Below are 21,044 nucleotides of genomic sequence, written 5' to 3'. Positions count from 1 at the left end.
CCTATTGGTGTTTTGACCTCTCGTCCCATAATTTCTTTGCTGTTCTGGATAAGGCGGCTGGGACGTTTCTATTTTTAGACAAGAGGCGTAAATCCCGCTCCCGTAGGTTATTCAAAATATTCAAAGATATAGTAAGGGGAGTTAGAGGATTGTTAACTAACCCTACCTTTATCTTGTATTTACTCATCCATTCTCTGTTCTGAACTATAATCCGCAGGATTTCATCGGTTACACTTCTTGATTGAACGATTTGCTGAATCTCGCTCTCTGATATTTTGGGGCTCTTTATTACAGCAGTTGACACCAGTTTATTCGGGTCTCTGATCAAGAGACTCCTTGCCTCTTTATCTCCTTTAAGGGCAAGTTGAATCTTTTCAGGAACAGACATTATCTGAACCCTCTGATATAAGCTAAGGAACTTTTTCTCTTCTTTCCTTTCTTCCCCTTCTTCTCCTTCTTCACCTTCTTTCTCTCCCTCTTCCTTCTCTATTCCCTCTTTCTCTGTATCCTGGTCTGTGATTTCTTCTGGAGTTTCAAGATCAGAGATACGTTTGGTATCCTTAGCTGGATTTTCTTTATCCGTATTATCCTTGAAATCTTCGCTCATAACTAACTTGCTTTACTCTTTTTTGGCGGCTGTGACAACCTTTTCGCTGATATGTGCCGGCGCCTCCTCATAATGAGAAAACTCTATAGTAAACGTTCCTCTGTCTCCTGTCATTGAACTCAAATCAGGGGCATACGTTAAGACCTCAGCCATAGGGACCTGGGCTTTTATTATCTGGCTATTATCCCTTCCTTCCACGCCCAAAACCTTGCCTCTCCTGCTGTTTAAGTCTCCAATAATGTCGCCCATATTTTCATCTGGAACGGTAATATTCATATTCATGACAGGTTCCAATAGAACCGGGCCGGCTTCCAGACATCCTTTCTTAAATGCCATAGAACCGGCTATCTTAAATGCCATCTCAGATGAGTCCACAGTATGGAAAGACCCAAAGACCAATGAAGCTTTGATATCTACTACCGGGTATCCTGCCATTACACCCTCATTCATGGTCTCAATAATCCCCTTCTCTACTGCCGGGATATACTGTCTGGGGATTACGCCCCCCACTATCTTATCGACGAATTCAAAACCTGCTCCTCTGGGCATGGGTTCCACCTCTAACCATGCATCTCCATACTGTCCTCTCCCTCCGGACTGTTTCTTGTATTTCCCCTGTACCTTTGCTTTTCCACGGATTGTCTCTTTATAAGGAACTTTGGGCAATTTTAACCCTACCTCTACGCCGAATTTTCTCTTTAACTTCTCTAAGATAACCTCCAGATGAACCTGCCCCATTCCTGATAGTATGATTTCTTTGGTCTGTTCATCCCGATGAATTCTGATAGTAGGGTCCTCTTCTATAAGCTTATTTAAGGATATAGTAGCCTTTTCTTCATCTCCCTTGGTCTTTGGCTCAATAGCAAAAGATATTATTGGTGGTGGAGGGGTAACTCCTTCAAAGGTTATAGGGGCATTTTCATCACAGAGGGTGTTTCCTGTACTGGTATCTTTAAGTTTTGCCACTGCCACTAACTCGCCAACACCGGCAGAGTCTATTGGTTTTTGACTTTTCCCCTCTATCTGAAATATCTGTCCAATTCTTTCTTTTACTTTCCTGGAAGAATTGTATACCGTTGAATCAGAGTTCATAGTGCCAGAATAGATGCGAAATAATGTTAATTTTCCTGTATAAGGGTCAGCTATTGTCTTGAAAACCAGGGCAGAGAAAGGATCTTCCTCATTAGGCTTACGGACATCTTCCGCCTTTGTGGTGGGATTTTTGCCTTTATTTTCCCCCTTTTCCAGTGGGGAAGGGAGACAGTGAACAATCTCATCCATCAGGGGTTGGACTCCAATATTTTTCAAGGCTGAACCACATATTACAGGGACGAACTTCATATCGAGTGTTCCCTCCCTCAACCCCTGATACATGTCTTCAGAGCTCAGACTTTCCCCTTCTAAATACTTTTCCAATAACTTGTCTGATGTCTCTGCTATATCTTCTATCATCTTTCCCCTCAAATTTATAGCCTCCTCGCTGAGTTCTCCAGGGATTTCTTTTTCAGTATACTTTCCACTACCGTCGTTTTCATAAACCAGAGCTTTCATCTTCATCAGGTCTATAAGACCTCTAAAGGACTCTTCTGCACCGATCGGGATGTGAGTAATTACTGCTTTCTTTCCAAGGATTTTATTTATATCATCAAGAAGGTTGGAATAAGATGCCCTTTCCCTGTCCATCTTATTTATGAAGATTATTCTGGGAAGTCTGAATTCATCACAATACTGCCAGAGCCTTTCAGTCTGTACTCTTATGCCTGAGATTGCATCGATAACCACTACTGCCCCATCTGCCACATATAGAGAGTTTTTAGCGTCGTTACTAAAATTTGTATCTCCAGGGGTGTCTATTATATTCACCTTGTGTTTTTCCCAACCAAAATGGTGCAGGGATGAACTGATGGTAATTTTTCTCTTTATCTCTTCAGGTTCATAATCCATTATTGAGGTTCCATTATCAACTCTTCCCATGCGGTCAGTTGTCTTTGCATTGAAAAGCATCGCTTCTGCTAAGGAAGTTTTTCCGGCTCCACCGTGGGCTACAATACCTATATTCCTAAGTTTATTCACCTCGAGCTTTTTCATGAAATCTCCTTTTCAAAACAATGGGTGTCGATTTTTTAAAAAGGTCATTCTATTTTACTTCGTTTTGAAAAGTCAAGCCTAAATAGAAATATCCTTGATAAAAGCATTGACCATACAAACTACAAAAGCTGGCGGCATTCCTAAGTTAACTACCAGAGACTCAGATGGTTTCCTCTGAAAGACTTCCTGATTAAAATTTTACTTTGGGGGCTGCCTTTGCCTCTTCTGGAGCCTTGAAGAAGGCTGCCTCTTTAAAACCGAATATGTTTGCGAGGATGTTTGCTGGGAATGATCTTATCCTGATGTTGAATACTTTGACTGCCTCGTTATATCTCATTCGTTCTACGGCAATTCTGTTTTCGGTTCCGGCAAGTTCATCCTGTAGACGGATGAAGTTTTGGTTGGCTTTTAAATCAGGATACCTTTCTACAACTACCAGGAGCCTGCTTAAAGCCGTAGATAATTGATTATTTGCCTGAATTTTTTCCTGGACGGTTTTTGCCCCTCCAACGCTCGCTCTGGCCTCAGTTACCTGGATTAAGACCTCTCTTTCATGTTTGGCATAGCCCTTTACGGTTTCCACATAATTAGGGATCAGGTCATAGCGTCTCTGAAGCTGATTTTCCACCTGAGCCCACGCACCTTTTATTCCCTCTTCGAGGGTTACGAATCTGTTATACGTCCCCTTTACAAAAGAATAGGTTGAGATAAGAAAGATTACTATGATTGCTATTACTATAAGCGATATCTTACCTGTTTTAGTCATTTTTCCCTCCTGTTAAAATTAAGATTAGTTGTAACTATTCAGCCTTCAGTCTAATGTCTGAGGTCTATAGTCTTAATGTCTGGATCACATATCCATCTTATCGACAATTAATGAGAGCCGTCTTACCTCAGTTATATATCTGTGTATTAACCAATCCATCTCCCCTTTTGAGGATTTTTTCCCCTTATTCTTAACACCGAGAAGGGTTGAAAATAGCCCATGGTCCAGATCAAATTCTTCGCAGACACGAGAGACTGTATCTTCCCTTTTGACAGGCACTTCTATGTCTTTTAGATAGAGTAATGCCCTGAATATGGCGATGAAAGCCGGGATTGAGCTGACTATAAGGAGACTCAGATTTCTCACTCTTTTAGAGGCATCCAGGTACCCTTGCCTCAACTGTAGGAGTTTTGCCTTCAATTCTCTTTCACACTGTACTCTAAGGTTTCCTTTTTCAAAAGAAAGGTTCGCAAGCACGTCTTCTCCATAGACCAATATATGATTCATCTTCATATTCAAGAATTCGACAGGAAACGTGTCAAGAGAAGATGCTATATAAGACTTTGTTAAAAAGAGAGGAATACTTACCTTCCTTTTCCGCCATTTTGATAGAACTTCAAAGGATCTCTCCAGCGTATTTATCCCTTCTTCAGTTAAAACTATGAGAAAATTCAAATCTGATCTCTTAGGAACGTAGTCTCCGCTGGCTCCACTGCCGTAGAGAATTATAGACATGAGATCGTTGCCAAAGGCTGTCTGAAAGTCCTTTGTTATTTCCTGAAATATCTCTTTGGGTTCCTTTGGTATTTTTACCATCGCTCCATCTCCTTGTTTTAACTTTTAGAAACTGCCGCCGGCTCCACCACCACCACTACTACCGCCGCCAAAGCCACCGAAGCCTCCTCCAAAACCGCCAAAACTACCTCCAAATCCTCCTCCTCTGCCACCCATCATCATCAATAACAATAAGGGCAATATTCCGCCGGTTCTGGATCGGGCTAATATCAGGAAGAGTACTATGAAGAACAGGATGGGAAGAAATCCCAGTGCTGAAATTCGCTTTTTCGATACAGGCATTTTAACTATTGGCTGGTCATCCATGCCACTCAGTTTAACCCCAGCATCTTTGGCAATTATGGCAGCCAGTATGGTCAGACCATTCAATATGCCTTGCCCAAACTCGTTCTTCTTCAGGTAAGGTACCATGTAATCATCCCTTATTTGACCCACCAACCCATCGGGTAGGATTCCTTCTACACCGTAGCCTGTCTCAATTTTGAGTTTCCTCTCTTTTAAGGCAAGGAAAATCAAGACACCCTTGTCCTCTCCTTTTTTCCCTATACCCCAGGCTTGATAGAGATCATTGGCGTATATAGAATAGTCTATATCTCCCACAGTCTCCACTGTTGCAACGACTATGGAAGTTCCGGTCTTTTGCAAAACCTCATGGGACAATGATTCCATCTGTTTCTCGTAATCCGGGGAGATAATACCTGCTAAGTCATTGACTGCCCCTGTGGGCTTTGGATATTTTATCTCCGCTTTGGCTGTACCTAGGTTGGCTAATAAGATTAACCCGCATATAAAGGGTAAAAATCTTAGCCGGCATATATTTTTTAAAAAGAGGTTTTTTTTCATTTGGTTGTATTATCCTTTTTTGTTGTCTTCTTCGGGGAATGGGAGAAAAACACTTCCGCCTGAGGCGGAAAGACTTAAGTTCGATCTTTTGCGCTACAAGGGTGCGAGGGGTCAAGGATTCCAGGATTCGAGAGTAGTAAAGAGAAAATTCTCCCTTGATCACTTGACCCCTTTCCGCCTATGGCGGACTTGAACCCTCAAACCATTGGCTTTAGCCGATGGTAGTTGACATGGGATCTATATGAGTTTACAGTCTTGGAATCGATACTATAAAACACTGCTGCAAAGAATACAAGTAATATAACGGTCAATAGTATAACTAGTCTAACGGGGGTTTTTTTATCAGGATTTACCATGTAACTGTCTTCCTCCCATCCCCGATGATATCGGAATAGGGAGATAAAATTATAAATAACGTAGCACTCTACTGCAAAGGGCGGAAACCCCAAAAAGCCCAGAAGGGGCATCTCAAATAGCTTTAACTCATCGAAGAAGGGTACGGTATAAATCCACTTGGTCATTGCCCAGTAATTCCAGAATTCCCATAACCCGCCACAGATAAACCCTGCTGTAAGGAATAAATAGAACTTTCGGGGAGTTCCACTTTCCCAATCTCTTAAAAGAGATCTCCCGTTGAATCTGTGGTTTATAGGTTCCAACAGAAAGAAAAAACTCCCCCATATTAAAGGGAAACAGTACTTTGGAAGGACAAGGGGGGCGATCAGGAAAACCGTTCCTGTGATATAAAAAATAAGATACCATTTTGGGGTTATGGCAATTCTTTTTATAGAGGTATTTTTGTAAATATTTAACGATTCCAGGAGTTCCATAGTTTCGAATATCCCTGGTAATACGGTAGAGTATGCCATGGCGTATCCTGCCCACCTTAGCCAGAGTATATCTGGTACATTTATATAATACCAGTTCTTAAGGGAAAGATTTGCCAGTTCAAAGATAAGCCAGATAACTATAGACCAGGGCATTAATAAGAAAAACTCCCTGGTTCTGTTTATTATTAAGGAGTTCCCCTTTATCCTGTAGATAATGCTGTCTATAATCAGTATATATGACCACCATGCAAAGGAATAGAACCATGTAGAAAAGGGTTCTATTCCTTTCAGCATTAGAAACTCAGAGCATATCAGGACAAGAAATCCCAGGATTCCATGAAAACCGATGAATTTTGTACTGGTTATCTTCCTTCTGAAAGACACAGTGGTCTCCGCTTGTTTAAGGGCACGATAAATCGTGCCCTTACTTTTCCTCTTTTAAAAACTCCTCGTATTCCTTAGCGGAAAGGAGGGTATCCAGTTCAGATATATCTGAAGGTATAATCTTTATCATCCATCCTTCTCCATAAGGGTCATCATTCACTATTTCCGGGGATTCTTCTAATCCGCCATTCACTTCTGCTACCTTACCACTCACAGGAGAATACAGATCAGAGACTGCCTTTACTGATTCTATTATACCAAAGGGTTTGTCTTTCTGTACGCTTGTTCCCTTTGCCGGGAGTTCGATGTATACTACTTCTCCAAGTTCGCTCTGGGCAAAATCAGTAATTCCCACAGTAACCTGATTGCCTTCAACCTTTGCCCACTCATGCTGTTTACCATATTTCAACTCTTCTGGTAAGTTCATTATATGTTCCTTTCCTGTTATTCTATACTGTCAAAACCTCATCTGCTGAATTACCTCAGTATCCTTCTCGGTTTCTTGAAAAATAATTAAAAGGCGTTTAAAAACGAGATTCTTCTTTCCTTACTAGTCGTTGAATATTCTCTTTATGTCGGTAGACTACTAAACAGGCTATAATAATACTATAAATAGCGTAGATACTTGAATAGGATAGGACAATGATCCAGATGGGGAGACTTACTACGGCTACCATTGAACCAAGAGATACATATCTCCATTTGTATAGCGTGCCTGCAAATGCGAGAAAAGCCAATAAAATAGCCCACGGAACAATGATTACGAAGACACCCAGTGCTGTAGCTATTCCCTTGCCACCCTTGAACTTCAGGAAAGCTGGGTATATATGACCGATGAAGGCTGAAAGGGCTGTTAGACCTATCCAGCCCTCTGATTTTAGTAGCCAGATGGCAGTGATTACAGGTATCATTCCCTTTAGTACATCCCCTATAAGGGTTAATACTCCCAGGGTCTTTCCCAGAGTTCTGTACACATTGGTTGCTCCTATATTTCCACTACCTTCCTTTCTGATATCTATTTTACCAAAATGTCTGGAAAGTATAACGCCCGTAGGTATGGATCCAAAAAGATAGGCAAAGACAACAAGGAGTATTCCTAAGGAAGTCATATTGGCCTCATCTTTCTTCCTTAAGTCCTACCTGGAAGAACAGATTTGATCTAAGAATTTAAGAAAGATATTAAATGATTTTGCCATGTATGTCAAGCAGCAAAGATTTTATAAGCATTGACAAAATGTAACCTTTGGAATAGAATATTACAACAAAAGTACTATAAACATGAATAACAAAACTTGAGATGGTGAGGTAACTGTCATGTTAGTAGGAGACATAATATCGGGGAAAGTTATAACAATTAAGATTAAGGACGATGTTAAAAAGGCTTTTGAACTCATGAAGTCCAAAAAAATACGTCATATCCCGGTATTAGACGGCGAAAAACTCGTAGGAATCATAACGAACACTGATCTTCGCCAGGTTTTAATACCGTCAAAATCTGAAGGGTCAGAACAGACATACTATTTTACATCAAAATTCTCTACTGTGGGGGAGATTATGACAAAAGACCCTATTACAGTTACTCCCCAGACCGACGTGGAAGAGGCGGCAATACTTCTCCAGCATTATAAGATTGGAGGACTGCCTGTTGTGGAAGGGGATAAGCTGATTGGGATGATTACAGGGACCGATATATTAGAGGTATTTATAGAGATTATGGGAGTTATAAAATACAGCTCAAGGGTAGATGTAGCTTTGGGTGAGGATGCTGAAGCATTCCAAAATGTCTCTAAAATAATCAGAGAAAATGGTGCTGAAATTATAAGCGTTGGTATGTCACCCCATGAAGGAAAGGAAAAAAGGGTTTACTATTTCCGTCTGGATACAGATGACATAAACTCTATCGCCAAAGCTATTGAAGATAACGGCTATGAGGTAGTATCAGCAGTAAGTGGATAACATTGGGGGTATTTTATAAGGTGAACTCTGCATGCCTCAAAGAGACACAAAGGACATAGAAAATGTCAGTTCGCTATAGGTGAGCGACCCCTATAACAGCACACTTAAGTGTGCTGTTGAAAAAAAAGGGGAGAGTTGCTTTGCCCGCCTCTGGCGGGTTCGCAATGAGAGGAAGAGGGACATTTTCAAGTGAAAGAAGAGGATTTTATTAAAGAGATTGAATCAATTGAGAAGGATGTGTCGGATTTTAGTATACGTTATCCTGCCTGTCAGTATTTTCACGAAAGGGCTAAATACTTTTCAAAAAGTCAGTTGGATAGAGCTGTTAAACTATTTCATCAAATAATGGAAGATAAATTCGAAGATAAAGCCAAGTAAGAAGTCTCAACAACTCGTCATTTCAGCGAATCGAGAAATTTTAATCGTTAGCGACCCACGCCCCGCAGGGGCGGTTTATCAAGAAGTAACTTTTTAAAGTTACTCAGAAGTAATAAAGAAGGGCAGTGATCAAGGATAAATCATCTATAGCATCGAGAGACATATTACTTGCTGTATCTTCTGGTTTATTGCTCGTTACTGTATTTCCCAGGTTTAATCTGGAAATAATTGCCTGGTTTTCGCTTATCCCATTGTTCTATGCAATTCAGGGAAAGAGACTGCACCATAGTTTTTATCTGGGGTCAATCACTGGTTTTGTATTCTTTTTGGGTCTGGTATACTGGGTTTTCGTTGCGGTTTCTCGTTATGGCAACCTTAACTGTATACTCAGTGTTTTTGTTCTACTGCTTCTTGTATCTTATTTAAGTCTTTTCATTGGTGCTTTTGCATTCTTGGTAAGATATATTGAGAGCAGGATTGGTTTAAAGGAAGTCACTACAGCCCCATTTATCTGGGTTTCTTTAGAATATGTCAGGTCTTTCCTGTTTACAGGTTTCCCCTGGGAGAGTTTGGGATACTCCCAGTTTTTAATTCTGCCCCTTATCCAGGTTTCTGATATTACTGGGGTCTATGGGATAAGTTTCTTAATTGTCTTAGTAAATGCTCTATTGTTTAATATATCTTACTGCCGGTTTTCAAAGAATGAGCAAAGGTTTTATAAAGAGGCTGCCTTTACCTTTCTTCTCTTGATGATAGCTTTTAGTTACGGAGGGTGGCGGCTATCTGATGTCAGTGATAAGGCTCAAACATTCTCAGATATAAAGGTTGCGCTTATACAGGGTAATATCGATCAGAGCAGGAAATGGGATCCTGCATTTCAGGACAGTACCTTTAAAATATACAGAGACCTGAGTTATCAGGCTGCTAAGTCCAGTCCCAGTCTGATTGTTTGGCCGGAGGCGGCCACCCCCTTTTTCTTCCAATCTTATGATAAGTATAGGAATCTGATCATTGATATCTCTAAAGAAACTGATTCATACCTTCTGTTCGGAAGTCCTGCCTATAAGGAGAGTAGGGGGAAGATAGAGTATTTCAACAGTGCCTTTTTAATTTCACCTGATAACGATCTGTTTGGGAGGTACGATAAGATCCATTTAGTTCCTTTGGGTGAGTATGTCCCCTTTGGTAAGTATCTGTATTTTATTGATAAGATTGTTGAAGGGATCGGTGATTTTTCCTCAGGTAAAAGGGTTGAGCCATTGGAATTTCCCATGGGAAGACTTGGCGTTTTTATATGTTATGAGGGCATTTTCCCTGACCTGGTTAGAAAATTCGTCAAAAAAGGGGCAAATGTTTTAGTAAATATAACCAATGATGCCTGGTTTGGAGAGACGTCCGCTCCATATCAGCATCTTTCTATGGTGACTTTTCGGGCAGTTGAAAACAGGGTCTTTGTAGCCAGGGCTGCCAATACAGGCATCAGTTCATTTATCGATGCTACGGGAAAGATAAGAGCTACAACAGAGATATTTACAAAAGGGTTTCTCGTAGACAGGGTTCCTTTAGTTGAGATCCATACCTTTTATACAAGATATGGAGACATTTTTGCCAGGATATGTTTGGGAATTACATTAATATTAATAATAGTCACGAGGAAAGGATTCAAGGAGTCAAGGGGTCAAGGATTCAAGTGAAATGTTAAAAAACTACAGGACGATTTATCTCTAAACGGGACAAATGGGAGGAGAACCAAAAGTGTTAAACGACGTTCAAGAGAGGTTTAAAGAGCTGAAAAAGAAAATGGATGATCTTCGAGGCCATCTTTGATATAGCCGGGATAAATTTACGTTTAGGGGATATAGAAAAGTTGATGGCAAAACCTGATTTTTGGGACGATAAAGAAAGGGCACAGCTGGTTTTAAAAGAGGGTAAAGCTCTTCATAATCTGGTAAATCAGTGGGAAGAGCAGAGAAAGAAAGTTGAGGATGTGGGAGTCCTCCTGGAACTTGTAGAAGAGGAGAGTGATGAAGAAACTGTTGCTGAGATCGAAGCAAGCCTTGACAGGATAGAAGAAGAGGCATTGGAGATGGAGGTCAAGCGGATGCTGGGAGGAGAGAATGATTTTAATAATGCTATTGTTAGCATTCATGCCGGGGCTGGTGGTACTGAAGCCCAGGATTGGGCACAGATGTTAATGAGGATGTATTTACGATGGGCTGAAAGTAAGGGGTTTAAGACAGAGATTATAGATTACCTGGGTGCCGATGAGGCAGGGCTAAAGAGTGTAACCTTTACTATGGAGGGAGATTATGCTTACGGTCTTCTGAAAGCAGAAATAGGGATACACAGGCTGGTTAGGATATCACCTTTTGATGCTGGTGGGAGGCGGCATACCTCATTTGCCTCTGTATTCGTATACCCTGACATTGAAGATGAGTTCGATGTGGATATAAATGATGATGAGCTAAGAATTGATACATTTCGAGCCAGCGGAGCTGGTGGGCAACATGTCAATAAAACCGATTCGGCAGTGAGGGTTACACACCTCCCAACAGGTATTGTGGTACAGTGTCAGAATTTGAGGTCTCAGCATAAGAACAAGGCTATGGCAATGAAGGTTCTTAAATCCAAGCTTTACGAGTTGGAGCTGGAAAAAAGGGCTGAGGAGATGAGTGAACTCCATAGCAATAAGAAGGGGATTGCATGGGGAAGCCAGATACGTTCTTACATACTGCATCCTTACAGGATGGTCAAGGACCATAGGACAAACAAAGAGATAGGTAATGTAGACGCTGTATTGGATGGAGGTATCGATCAGTTAATTGATGCCTTTTTACTTTCCAATAAGGATCATCTCCAAAAAAGTTGGTGAAACCATGAGGATTCAAGGGGTCAAGGATTCAAGGATTCGAGGCGGATCGGCTGTCTAAAATACAGGGCTTTAGATAAAAGCTGAATAGTTACCTCAAAAGAAACATAGTTTTTCAAAGTTCTCATTGGGAATTCTGTGAAAGGTTATAATTTCAGTAATAAGGGGGTGAATCTTTTTGGGAAGAAAAGAATACACAATGGACAGAGGGCTTCGGGTTTTAGGGGGCGTAATACTTATTGGTGCTGTTTTCTTTTATGGGGGCGAGTATTTAAGCTTCACTGCCAGGATTATCGCCTTATTCGTTGGCATATACTCCTTTGTATCAGGAATAATTAACTATTGCCCTTTGAGCAATTTGATAATCTCAGAAAAGAGATTCAGAAGAAGGATAGAGATTGCCACGGATATTAAAGTCAATAGTGTAAAAAACTTGGCTTTTTTTAATGGTTTCAATGAGAAGGAGATTGGGAAGATTCTTCCCTATTGCAAGGATGTTGCTTATGCCAAAGATGAATCGATAATAACCGAAGGGAAAGAAAAAGGGACATTAAACATTATCTACTCAGGAGAAGTTAAGGTTTTGAAAGATATAACTGGGGGTTCAGCTAAGACCATAGCTGTTTTAGAAGACGGTGATGTCTTTGGAGAGGTGTCCTTTTTTGATAACCTTCCTCCTTCAGCTTCCATTGTTGCCATGACAAACACCCGTATTCTGGAAATCAGTGACCTGGATTTTTCTAAAATAATTGAGGAAGACAAGGACTTGGCTATAAAGATGACGATGAAAATATTGCAGATATGTAGTACAAGAATCAGGTCTCTAAATGAGCAGATTGTTTCTATGGGGAAATGGTGGCTAAATAACCGTAAGTGGTTTCATTTAGAGTAAAACCCTTTTTGGCTGAATGCGAACGGTTATGGAAGGACTATGGTAAAGGATAGAATACGGCTCGGTACACGTTCAAGCCGGCTTGCATTATGGCAGGCGAATTGGGTAAAGGAACAGTTAGAGAAGAGATACCCGAGTATACAGTGCAGCTTGGAAAAGATAAAGACCAGAGGAGATAAAATCACAGATGTTCCATTAGCAAAAGTGGGGGGTAAGGGGCTTTTTTTAAAAGAGATTGAAGATGCCCTCTTAGATGATAGGATAGATATTGCGGTTCATAGTATGAAAGATGTCCCTACGGTTTTGCCAGAGGGCTTAATTATAAAGGCAATAACAGAAAGAGAAGATTTCAGAGATGCTCTGATCTCAAGGGATAATATAAAACTTGGAGACTTGCCTCTAAATTCCAGGATAGGAACGAGCAGCTTGAGGAGGCAGGCACAACTTCTGCATTTCTGCAAAAGTTTTCACGTGGTAGCCCTGAGGGGTAATCTGGACACAAGGTTGAAAAAGTTAAAGACCCATCCTCTGGATGCCATTATTGTGGCTGCCGCAGGGTTAAAACGGATGGGTTGGGAAGATAGAATCTCAGAGTTTATCCCGCCCGAGATTATGCTTCCAGCTATAGGGCAGGGGTCTCTTGGGATTGAAATCCGGGTTGATGATGATAAGAGCAATGAGATTGTAGATTTTCTGAATTCTCCTGATTCGGAAACCTCAATTATAGCAGAGAGGACATTCCTGAAAAGGTTAGAGGGAGGCTGTCAGGTTCCAATAGCTGCCCTGGCTGAAATCAATGACGGGGTTTTAGCTCTTTGTGGTATAGTAGGCAGTATAGATGGCAGAGTAATATTAAGAGACAGCGTGGAAGGAGATCCTAATAATCCGGTTATATTGGGTGAGAAACTGGCTGAAAAGCTGTTGGCTAAGGGGGCAGGAGAGATTCTAAGAGAGGTACGTCCAGCAGCTTACTAGATGTCCTTCTGTGTGCTCTTTTAGGATAGGGTTCTGTTCAGTACACACAGGCATAACATACTTGCACCTTGGGGAAAATCTGCATCCTTTGGGGAGATCTGATAGTCCGGGCACCATTCCCGGTATAACCTCTAATCTTTTTTTGCCTGTTCCGCCTCCATTTATTCTTGGCAATGAGGTCATAAGCCCTTTGGTATAGGGGTGTTTGGGGTTTCCGAAAAGGTTAACTACGTTAGAATATTCTACTATTTTACCGGCATACATAACAGCCACGGACTCCGCAGACTCTGCGATTACTCCTAGGTCATGTGTAATGAGTATAATTGACATCCCCATTTCTGCTTTAAGCCGACTCATCAGATCCATAATTTGAGCCTGGATTGTTACATCAAGAGCGGTAGTCGGTTCGTCGGCAATCATTAATTTTGGTTTACATGATAGAGCCATAGCAATCATCACCCTCTGCCGCATTCCTCCGCTCATCTGGTGGGGATATTCCTTTATCCTTCTCTCCGGGGATGGGAACCCAACCAGTTTTAACATACTCACGGATATATCAATGGCATCTTTTTTTGAAACACCCTGATGAAGCCTTATAACTTCTGAGATCTGATCTCCGATCTTGAAGACGGGGTTTAGAGAGGTCATAGGCTCCTGGAATATCATGGATATCTTATTCCCCCTGATCTTACGCATCTCAGCCTCTTTGAGCTTAAAGAGGTCGTGGCCTTCAAAAATTGCTTCACCCCCCGCAATCTTTCCTGGCGGGTTAGGGATCAATCGCATAATAGAGAGGGCAGTTACACTCTTTCCGCACCCTGATTCTCCTACTAAGCCAAGGGTATCTCCCTCATCCAGATGTAAACTCACCTCATCAACGGCCCTTACAGTCCCCTGGTCTGTGATGAAGTGTGTCTCCAGGTTTATAATATCAAGTAATCTTTTATTCGGGTTCGAGGATTCAAGGATTTGAAGGTTCAAGTTAAGCGATCCTTTGATGTCATTGCGAGCCCGTCAGAGGCGGGCGAAGCAATCTCATTATTTCAGGAAAGTGCTTTGGCACCTTGGGCGAACTCGCAAAAACAGGAGCTATAGGATTTTCGATAAAAAAATAGCTCATTTTACGCATGTATAACTTAAATTGTTTTTTATGTCAAGGGCTTCTGCCTGACAGGTCTGAAAGAACATAGTTTTTCAAAGCATAAAATGAGGGAGATGAAGTCCTGTAAATCAATCTGGGAAGGGAGATATTAGAATTGGTAAACATTCGGGCAAAATTTTTGATTCCTGTAGCCGCTTTGATTGTGCTTATTTCTTCATTATACCTGGCTTTCTTCTTTGACAGGTCGAATATTATTGTCGGCTTAACAGTTGCTGTTTTTATCACCTTTTTAGGGGTTGGAATACATACCCCGGAGGATGTGAATGAATGGGAAAAGAAGAATTAACACTGACTAAAGAGTACATGAAAAGTCTGATAAATTGTATAGTAGATCCTATGGTGACTACGGATTTAAGGGGGATAATAACCTTCTTGGGGGAAGGGACAGAAGAATTTTTGGGCTACAAGAACGAAGAGGCGATTGGGAGGCATATATCGCTATTCTATAAAGATGGTAAAGAAGAGGCAAAAAGGATAATGAGGGCATTGGAGAAAGATGGGAGGATAAAGAACTATGAGATAGTCTTTATATCCAAGGATGGGAGAGAAATCCCCACCTTGGTTTCTATATCCTTCTTAAGAGATGCTAAAGGCGAGATAACAGGTACACTGGGGATGGCCAGAGACATCTCGAAGATGAAAAGGATGGAGGATGCCCTGCGGGAGAGGGAAGAGTTCTTTTCTGGCACCTTGAACGACATGCTGACTTTTGTTGGCGTTTTGGAACCCACTGGAAAACTTATATTTGTAAACAATACGCCTCTGCTTGCTGCTGGAATCAAACTGGAAGATGTTGTGGGAAAGATGTTTTATGATACCTATTGGTGGGCATACTCCGAGGAAGCAAGAGAAGTGATTAAGGAAAATATAGAGGCATGTGCTTCAGGAAAGACATTGGTCCAAGAGATTCAAGCCCATATGGCTGACAGCCTGATTTGGATCGAATTTAGTATGCACCCGATTTATGATGAAAAGGGAAAAGTTAAATATTTAGTGCCTGAGGGACGTGATATCACCGAGCGGAAGCGGACGGAGAATGAGTTAAAGGAGACAAGGGATTTTCTGGAGAGAATCTTAGAGAGTTCAACAGATTCCATAGTTGTTACTAATATGGATGGAAAGATCACCTTTGCAAATAGTGGGACAAAGAGGATGTTTGGTTATGGAAAGGAGGAGGTATTTGAGACCCATATATCACAGTATTATGCTGGCGGATTGGAGGAGGCAAAGAGAATCGGTAAGATTGTCAAGAAAGAAGGCAGGCTGCATTTTGGAGAATTAGACTTTATCAAAAAAGACAGGACGCCCATTACCCTTAGTATGTCCTATGATCTTTTAAGAGACAAAGAGGGTAGAGCGGTTGGGATAGTCGCAATAGGTAAGGATGTAACAGAAAAGAAGAGGATAGAAATAGAGTTAAGGAAAATAAAGGACTTTTTAGAGAGTGTTATTGAGGGATCAATAGACGGGATTACTACACTGGATAACAAAGGTAATATTACCCTTGCTAGTAAAGGGGCAGAGGAAATGCTGGGTTATAAGAGGGGAAATATCCTGGATACTCATATATCGAAGTATTATGTTGGGGGAATGGGGGAAGCAAGGAAGATAATGAAGCTGGTACGCAAAGAAGGGAAATTGAGAAATTACGAAACTGCCCTTATAACAAAGGATGGTCGCACTATCCCTATAAGTGTTTCTGTCTCATTTTTACGGGATGATAAAGGAGAAATTATAAGCAGCCTTGGGATTTATAAAGACATCACTGAAAATAAAAAGCTGCAAAAAGAATTAGAAAAGCTCTCAATAACAGACAACTTAACAGGGCTCTATAACCAGAGGCATTTCTATAATGAATTGAAGAGAGAGGTAGAGAGGGCTAAGCGGCTCAAACATCCCCTTTCTCTGTTATTATTCGATGTCGATAGGTTTAAGTATTACAATGATACGTATGGTCATTTAGAAGGCGATAAGGTTTTATATGAGGTTGGAAAGGTAGTTGCTAATAGTATCCGTGAAAATGTTGATTCAGGATACAGGTATGGCGGGGATGAATTTGTAGTTGTCTTGCCGGAGACTGACAAAGATCAGGCATTACCAGTTGCTGAAAGGATAAGGACATCCTTTAATAATAATGGATTGGTTGATGTCACTTTCAGTATTGGTTTGGTTGAATACCGCTTAGAATATGACCTGGAAACATTCGTTAGGCATGCGGATAATGCCATGTACACTGCGAAACGATTAGGTGGCGATAGAATAACTATCCATGAGTAAGGATATCAGTTAACAGTTTAGAGTTTGCAGTTAACAGTTGGCAAAAATGCTTCAAGCTTTATATAACAGCGGGCTTAAGCCTGCTGTTATAATTACCGTAAACTGTTAACTGAGAATCGTTAACTGTTACGAGTAGGGTTACATCTGGTATTTTCCTGGATGTGTTTAACAATGGACTCTACTCCCGAATCTGCCCTGAAGACCTCACTTACACCGAGTTCTTTAAGGATGGGGATATCTTGTTTTGGGATTACCCCTCCAAGTATTATAAGTATATTGTCCAGCTTTTTCTCATTAAGAAGGTTTATTATGCTTTTGGTATGGGGAATATGCCCTCCAGCTAAGAAGCTTAGCCCAATAACGTCCACATCTTCTTCCTCGGCAGTCTTAACAACCGTGTGAGGCGTTTGAAGTGTTCCTGTGTAAACCACTTCCATCCCCTTATCTCTTAACATCTGGCTTATCACCCTGGCACCCCTGTCGTGACCATCTAACCCAACCTTGGCAATTAAAACCTTTGTTTTTTTCTTTAAATTCATAGCGATTCTGTGCTCCCTTATCAACTTCTCAACCCTTTTGAGGCAAACACGCAGGTTTGCCCCTACTATTGCCTAAAACGGCGGTTTCACTATATCAAGGGGATCATAACTCAATCCGTTTGCCATCCTGATAGTCCCCAAGATTTCACCTATAGTAGCATAGGAAGATGTAGCATCTATTATGAAGGGAAGCAGATTCTCCCTTTTTTCTTTCTCCTGTGCCATCCTGTATAAAATGTCTAACTGTTTCTTAACCCTTTCCTTGTTTCTTGTTTCCTTAAGCTTTTTCACATTCGCTATCTGTTTTGTGATTGATTCAGGCGGGGTTACATGAACCTCCTCTTTTGTATCCTCTTCAGGTGGTATGGTAAATTCATTTACCCCGACGACAAGTCGTTCCTTAGTTTCTACCTCTTTCTGATACTCTAGTGATGCCTTTTCTATCTCCTTTTCATACCAACCTCTCTTTACCGCCGCTATCATACCACCCATCTCTTCAATCTCGTTCATAATGCTTACTGCTTCTTCTTCAATCCTGTTGGTGAGGTTTTCAATGTAATAAGAGCCTGCCAGGGGATCAGCCACGCTTGCTACCCCTGTTTCATATGCCAGGACTTGCTGGGTTCTCAATGCCAGTCTGTGAGACTGCTCAGTAGGGAGGCAGATAGGTTCATCGTAGGAACAGCAGTGGAGTGATTGCACCCCACCGAGAACAGCAGCCATAGCTTCGTATGCCACTCGAATTATATTATTTAAAGGCTGTTGGGGAACGAGTGAACAGCCAGCAGTATGAACACCGAATTTGAACTTCCATGACCTTGGGTCTTTTGCCCCGAACCTCTCCTTCATGATTCTTGCCCATAGCCTCCGTGCAGCCCGGAGCTTTGCTATCTCTTCAAAGAAGTCTATGTGGGCAGAACAGTAAAAGGCAATCCTGGGTGCAAAACTATCTATATCCAGCCCCCGCTCTAAACTTTTCTTCACGTAATCAATGCCAAAAGCTGAACCAAAGGCAATCTCCTGGGCAGCATTTATCCCCTGTTCACGCAAGTCGTACATATTTATATTCATCGTATACCATGATGGCATGTATCTCGCACAGTACTCTACAATATCTATCGCATTTTCGACCATTACATCTATAGGTAAAAATTTGTCCCTGTACCCGCTGTAATAGTGGTGGGCAGGATCATTCTGGATAGTACCCCTAAACTTCGATATATCTAATCCCCTTTTCTTGCCCAGTGCCACGTACTGAGACATTACCACAGGTGCGCTACATGATGAGGCAATAAGAGACATGCTCACTGTCTCCATGGGGATACCTTCCATCAGCTTTTCCATATCGACCAATGAGTTGTATGGCATACCGAGGACCCCGACATCCCCTTCAGCAAAGGGGTGGTCAGAATCAATTCCAAAATTTGTAGGCAAATCGAAGATCACGTTTAACCCTGTCTGCCCCTGTTCAATCAGGTACTTAACCCTACCATTAACGTCTTCAGGAGTACCGTAGCCACAGACCTCCCGTTTAGTCCAGATTCTCCCCCTGAACATATCGGAGTGTATCCCCCGCGTAAAAGGATATTTACCAGGGGGGCCTATGTCCTTATTGTAATCAATCCCTTCTACATCCTCGGGCTTATAAACCTCTTTTACTTCAAATCCCGACCATGTTTTAAGTCGACTCGCCCCCTCTTTATATGCCTTTGCGAGTTTTTCAAACTTGTCCTCCATTAATATCCTCCTTTAAAGCAGTCATTGCGAGGAGTTTGCCAAAGGCCAACGACGTGGCAATCTTCTGGGATTGCTTCGTTGCCGCTCGCAATGACAGTCAACTTATTTGAGTCTTTCCCCATAATTAGCAGTTCGACCCAGATTCCCTTTATTTTCTCCCTCTGACGTCAACAACGTTTTCAAACTTAAAACTACCAGGATATACAGGGATTGTCTTGGATGGAACCAACTCTAAGGCAACAGGGACTCCCAGTTTTTCTACTAGTATCTTCTTTACTTCCCTTTCATAATCTTGGTGAGGAAGATCCCTGAAGGTTTCCACTTTTAATTTAAGAGTGTCCATATTCCAATCATCCAGTATTAGTTGATAGACCATAGTTGTACTGGGTATGTCAGCTATGATCAACTCAACATCCCATGGTAGAAATTCTTTACCCCTAACCTTAAAGATATTTTTTACAGACCCAATGACCGGTGCAAGCCATCTCTTATGTGTTATCCCACATCCGCAAGGCTCTGTAGTCCACTCATTGGGGATAACATCTTCTGTTCCGAACCGGATAAGGGGCATGGTATGATGAAAGAGAGATGTTACCACTAATTCTCCCCTTTTTCCCTGAAAGACCCTTTTACCGGTTTCAGGGTCAACAGATTCTGAAACATACAGGTCCTCGGGCTCGTGTATCTGACTCAGTCCCCTCTCCGCTGACCATGAACACTCTGGGAAGAGGATTAATTCCGTTGTTTCGTATACGTAATTCAACATTGCCTTTTTATGGAGTGATGCTATCTCCTGACGCATTTTTGGTGTAATAGCCTTTCCCTTGATATTGACTATATCAAAGGGAGAATCAATCCCCATCCTTTCAAATTGGTGTCCCAGCTTTAAGAAAAAATTTGGGCTGAGGAGGGTACAAATTGGTTTGAAGTTGGTTTTTAAAAGAGAGGTAAAATTAATCGCATCTTCTCTGTCCCTCATAAATCCTACGTAATCTTCCGCATACGTCAAAATTCCCAATCTCTTCAGGCTTAGCATCGTCAGAGAACTGCTTGTATCACCCCTTTCCAGGGGGACGTGAACTATATATACTCCACCTGGCCTCCATCCGCATATCCAGAATGCTCTTCCCCAAACCTCCTGGAGAAATATACTCCACTCTTCCAATGTCCAGGGCAGCAAAACCCTGGTTCCAGAACTCTCTACAGATTTGTGCAGCTTGTTAACATATGGCAGAAGGTCATTAGCTACCCTGGTGCCATACGGGGGGTTATCTTTCTGGTCTTTCAGTATAGAATCCCTTCTCCATACGGGCAGTTTCTCCAGATCTTCATAGCCATTAATGTCATCGGGTTTGATTCCTTTCTCGTCCCACAGTCTGCGATAGAACTCGGATTTCTCGTATGCCCATTTGACTATATAGCGTATGTGGCTGTCCCTTATTGCCTCTATCTTATCCCGTGGCAAGGTCTCAATGGCCGGGTTATAGAATCTCTCTTCTTTTCTGGGCGGCAGCTCCGTTCTGATGGACCCTTCTTTTTTGAGCTGTTCGATATAGTCTCTCATATGGTTAATTGGATTCATTGTTTCCTCCCTTCTTTTCCTTTCAAAAAGGTATTGTATGAAATCTTTGAAAAGTTCGTAACTACTCAGGCACAAAGTGGCAAAGGCACATAGGCACGAAGCATATCAGGGTCGTTTCGTTGTTTTTTCCTACTTTGTGCCTTTGGTACTCTGTGCCTTTGCGCCTGCCTGAATAGTTACAAAAGTTCTCTGTATATTACTTTTTATTATACAAGGTTGCAAGGGTTTTTTGATTAACTGTCAGAAACAAATAAACTGTCCTGTATTGTAGCACATAATCTGTCCGGTTTACAATGGTCACCAGTGGAGGTGACGTATGGGACGGACAGAGATATTACAGGAGGTTCGGAAGATGCGATTTGAA

General features: G+C 41.6%; 20 protein-coding genes. 8 read left to right on the top strand and 12 right to left on the bottom strand.

Annotated features, from left to right (window positions below):
* Position 1: 1 nt before the first annotated feature.
* From AB1401_00100 to plsY, 8 genes are all read right to left on the bottom strand, one after another.
* A complete protein-coding gene (locus tag AB1401_00100; GenBank protein MEW6613863.1) occupies positions 2–607 on the bottom strand; it encodes a hypothetical protein in 606 nt (201 codons plus the stop codon).
* Between the two features lie 12 nt (positions 608–619).
* Entirely contained in the window at positions 620–2,695 is a 2,076-nt protein-coding gene (gene fusA, locus AB1401_00095) for an elongation factor G (protein MEW6613862.1), read from the bottom strand.
* A gap of 190 nt (positions 2,696–2,885) precedes the next feature.
* The gene (locus tag AB1401_00090) at positions 2,886–3,461 is read right to left on the bottom strand and encodes a LemA family protein (GenBank protein MEW6613861.1); all 576 of its coding nucleotides are present in this window, start codon (positions 3,459–3,461) and stop codon (positions 2,886–2,888) included.
* 84 nt (positions 3,462–3,545) lie between these two features.
* On the bottom strand, positions 3,546–4,277 hold the full coding sequence (locus AB1401_00085) for a hypothetical protein (protein ID MEW6613860.1): 732 nt from the start codon (positions 4,275–4,277) through the stop codon (positions 3,546–3,548).
* A 24-nt stretch (positions 4,278–4,301) separates the two neighbouring features.
* A complete protein-coding gene (locus AB1401_00080) occupies positions 4,302–5,099 on the bottom strand; it encodes a TPM domain-containing protein (GenBank protein MEW6613859.1) in 798 nt (265 codons plus the stop codon).
* A gap of 197 nt (positions 5,100–5,296) precedes the next feature.
* Positions 5,297–6,313, bottom strand: a complete 1,017-nt coding sequence (locus AB1401_00075) for a hypothetical protein (GenBank protein ID MEW6613858.1) — start codon at positions 6,311–6,313, stop codon at positions 5,297–5,299.
* A gap of 40 nt (positions 6,314–6,353) precedes the next feature.
* Positions 6,354–6,740, bottom strand: a complete 387-nt coding sequence (gcvH, locus tag AB1401_00070) for a glycine cleavage system protein GcvH (GenBank protein ID MEW6613857.1) — start codon at positions 6,738–6,740, stop codon at positions 6,354–6,356.
* Positions 6,741–6,837: 97 nt separating this feature from the next.
* Positions 6,838–7,422, bottom strand: coding sequence for a glycerol-3-phosphate 1-O-acyltransferase PlsY (plsY, locus tag AB1401_00065; GenBank protein ID MEW6613856.1), 585 nt, complete (start codon positions 7,420–7,422; stop codon positions 6,838–6,840).
* A 205-nt stretch (positions 7,423–7,627) separates the two neighbouring features.
* On the opposite strand from plsY, the gene AB1401_00060 reads away from it, so the two are divergent.
* From AB1401_00060 to hemC, 6 genes are all read left to right on the top strand, one after another.
* Positions 7,628–8,269: a CBS and ACT domain-containing protein gene (locus AB1401_00060; GenBank protein MEW6613855.1), complete on the top strand. Its 642-nt coding sequence runs from the start codon at positions 7,628–7,630 to the stop codon at positions 8,267–8,269.
* Between the two features lie 189 nt (positions 8,270–8,458).
* Positions 8,459–8,647: a hypothetical protein gene (locus tag AB1401_00055; protein ID MEW6613854.1), complete on the top strand. Its 189-nt coding sequence runs from the start codon at positions 8,459–8,461 to the stop codon at positions 8,645–8,647.
* A 125-nt stretch (positions 8,648–8,772) separates the two neighbouring features.
* Complete coding sequence (lnt, locus tag AB1401_00050; GenBank protein ID MEW6613853.1) at positions 8,773–10,341, top strand: apolipoprotein N-acyltransferase; 1,569 nt, start codon at positions 8,773–8,775, stop codon at positions 10,339–10,341.
* 43 nt (positions 10,342–10,384) lie between these two features.
* A protein-coding gene (gene prfB, locus AB1401_00045; protein MEW6613852.1) for a peptide chain release factor 2 occupies positions 10,385–11,519 on the top strand; the annotation gives its coding sequence in 2 pieces (ribosomal slippage) (positions 10,385–10,471 and positions 10,473–11,519; 1,134 coding nt in all).
* A gap of 175 nt (positions 11,520–11,694) precedes the next feature.
* Positions 11,695–12,408 (top strand): cyclic nucleotide-binding domain-containing protein, encoded by a 714-nt coding sequence (locus AB1401_00040; protein MEW6613851.1) that lies wholly within the window; start codon positions 11,695–11,697, stop codon positions 12,406–12,408.
* 39 nt (positions 12,409–12,447) lie between these two features.
* Positions 12,448–13,383, top strand: coding sequence for a hydroxymethylbilane synthase (gene hemC / locus AB1401_00035; protein ID MEW6613850.1), 936 nt, complete (start codon positions 12,448–12,450; stop codon positions 13,381–13,383).
* Here hemC and AB1401_00030 read toward each other — a convergent pair.
* Positions 13,354–14,364 carry an ABC transporter ATP-binding protein gene (locus AB1401_00030; protein ID MEW6613849.1) on the bottom strand — a complete coding sequence of 337 codons (1,011 nt, stop codon included), beginning with the start codon at positions 14,362–14,364 and terminating at the stop codon, positions 13,354–13,356. The two genes, hemC and AB1401_00030, sit on opposite strands and share 30 nt — an antisense overlap.
* A 275-nt stretch (positions 14,365–14,639) precedes the next feature.
* Between AB1401_00030 and AB1401_00025 the strand changes: the two genes are divergently transcribed.
* Both AB1401_00025 and AB1401_00020 read left to right on the top strand, forming a co-directional pair.
* Complete coding sequence (locus tag AB1401_00025) at positions 14,640–14,831, top strand: hypothetical protein (protein MEW6613848.1); 192 nt, start codon at positions 14,640–14,642, stop codon at positions 14,829–14,831.
* Positions 14,813–16,822 carry a PAS domain S-box protein gene (locus AB1401_00020; protein MEW6613847.1) on the top strand — a complete coding sequence of 670 codons (2,010 nt, stop codon included), beginning with the start codon at positions 14,813–14,815 and terminating at the stop codon, positions 16,820–16,822. Before AB1401_00025 ends, AB1401_00020 begins: the two co-directional genes overlap by 19 nt.
* Before the next feature lie 119 nt (positions 16,823–16,941).
* Here the strand turns inward: AB1401_00020 and AB1401_00015 are convergent, their stop codons facing one another.
* From AB1401_00015 to AB1401_00005, 3 genes are all read right to left on the bottom strand, one after another.
* A complete protein-coding gene (locus AB1401_00015) occupies positions 16,942–17,361 on the bottom strand; it encodes a cobalamin B12-binding domain-containing protein (GenBank protein MEW6613846.1) in 420 nt (139 codons plus the stop codon).
* A 72-nt stretch (positions 17,362–17,433) separates the two neighbouring features.
* On the bottom strand, positions 17,434–19,098 hold the full coding sequence (locus AB1401_00010) for a methylmalonyl-CoA mutase family protein (GenBank protein MEW6613845.1): 1,665 nt from the start codon (positions 19,096–19,098) through the stop codon (positions 17,434–17,436).
* Between the two features lie 148 nt (positions 19,099–19,246).
* Entirely contained in the window at positions 19,247–20,680 is a 1,434-nt protein-coding gene (locus AB1401_00005) for a hypothetical protein (GenBank protein ID MEW6613844.1), read from the bottom strand.
* Positions 20,681–21,044 lie beyond the last annotated feature (364 nt).

Source organism: Thermodesulfobacteriota bacterium (assembly GCA_040757775.1).
Lineage (GTDB): Bacteria > Desulfobacterota > UBA8473 > UBA8473 > UBA8473 > UBA8473.
This window is presented reverse-complemented; position numbering and strand designations above follow the sequence as displayed.

Coding starts and splice junctions, on each gene's coding strand:
- plsY (MEW6613856.1), bottom strand. CDS start 7,422: ATGACTTCCTTAGGAATACTCCTTGTTGTCTTTGCCTATCTTTTTGGA.
- hemC (MEW6613850.1), top strand. CDS start 12,448: ATGGTAAAGGATAGAATACGGCTCGGTACACGTTCAAGCCGGCTTGCA.
- gcvH (MEW6613857.1), bottom strand. CDS start 6,740: ATGAACTTACCAGAAGAGTTGAAATATGGTAAACAGCATGAGTGGGCA.
- AB1401_00010 (MEW6613845.1), bottom strand. CDS start 19,098: ATGGAGGACAAGTTTGAAAAACTCGCAAAGGCATATAAAGAGGGGGCG.
- AB1401_00005 (MEW6613844.1), bottom strand. CDS start 20,680: ATGAATCCAATTAACCATATGAGAGACTATATCGAACAGCTCAAAAAA.
- AB1401_00080 (MEW6613859.1), bottom strand. CDS start 5,099: ATGAAAAAAAACCTCTTTTTAAAAAATATATGCCGGCTAAGATTTTTA.
- AB1401_00015 (MEW6613846.1), bottom strand. CDS start 17,361: ATGAATTTAAAGAAAAAAACAAAGGTTTTAATTGCCAAGGTTGGGTTA.
- AB1401_00020 (MEW6613847.1), top strand. CDS start 14,813: ATGGGAAAAGAAGAATTAACACTGACTAAAGAGTACATGAAAAGTCTG.
- AB1401_00085 (MEW6613860.1), bottom strand. CDS start 4,277: ATGGTAAAAATACCAAAGGAACCCAAAGAGATATTTCAGGAAATAACA.
- fusA (MEW6613862.1), bottom strand. CDS start 2,695: ATGAAAAAGCTCGAGGTGAATAAACTTAGGAATATAGGTATTGTAGCC.
- AB1401_00090 (MEW6613861.1), bottom strand. CDS start 3,461: ATGACTAAAACAGGTAAGATATCGCTTATAGTAATAGCAATCATAGTA.
- AB1401_00100 (MEW6613863.1), bottom strand. CDS start 607: ATGAGCGAAGATTTCAAGGATAATACGGATAAAGAAAATCCAGCTAAG.
- AB1401_00060 (MEW6613855.1), top strand. CDS start 7,628: ATGTTAGTAGGAGACATAATATCGGGGAAAGTTATAACAATTAAGATT.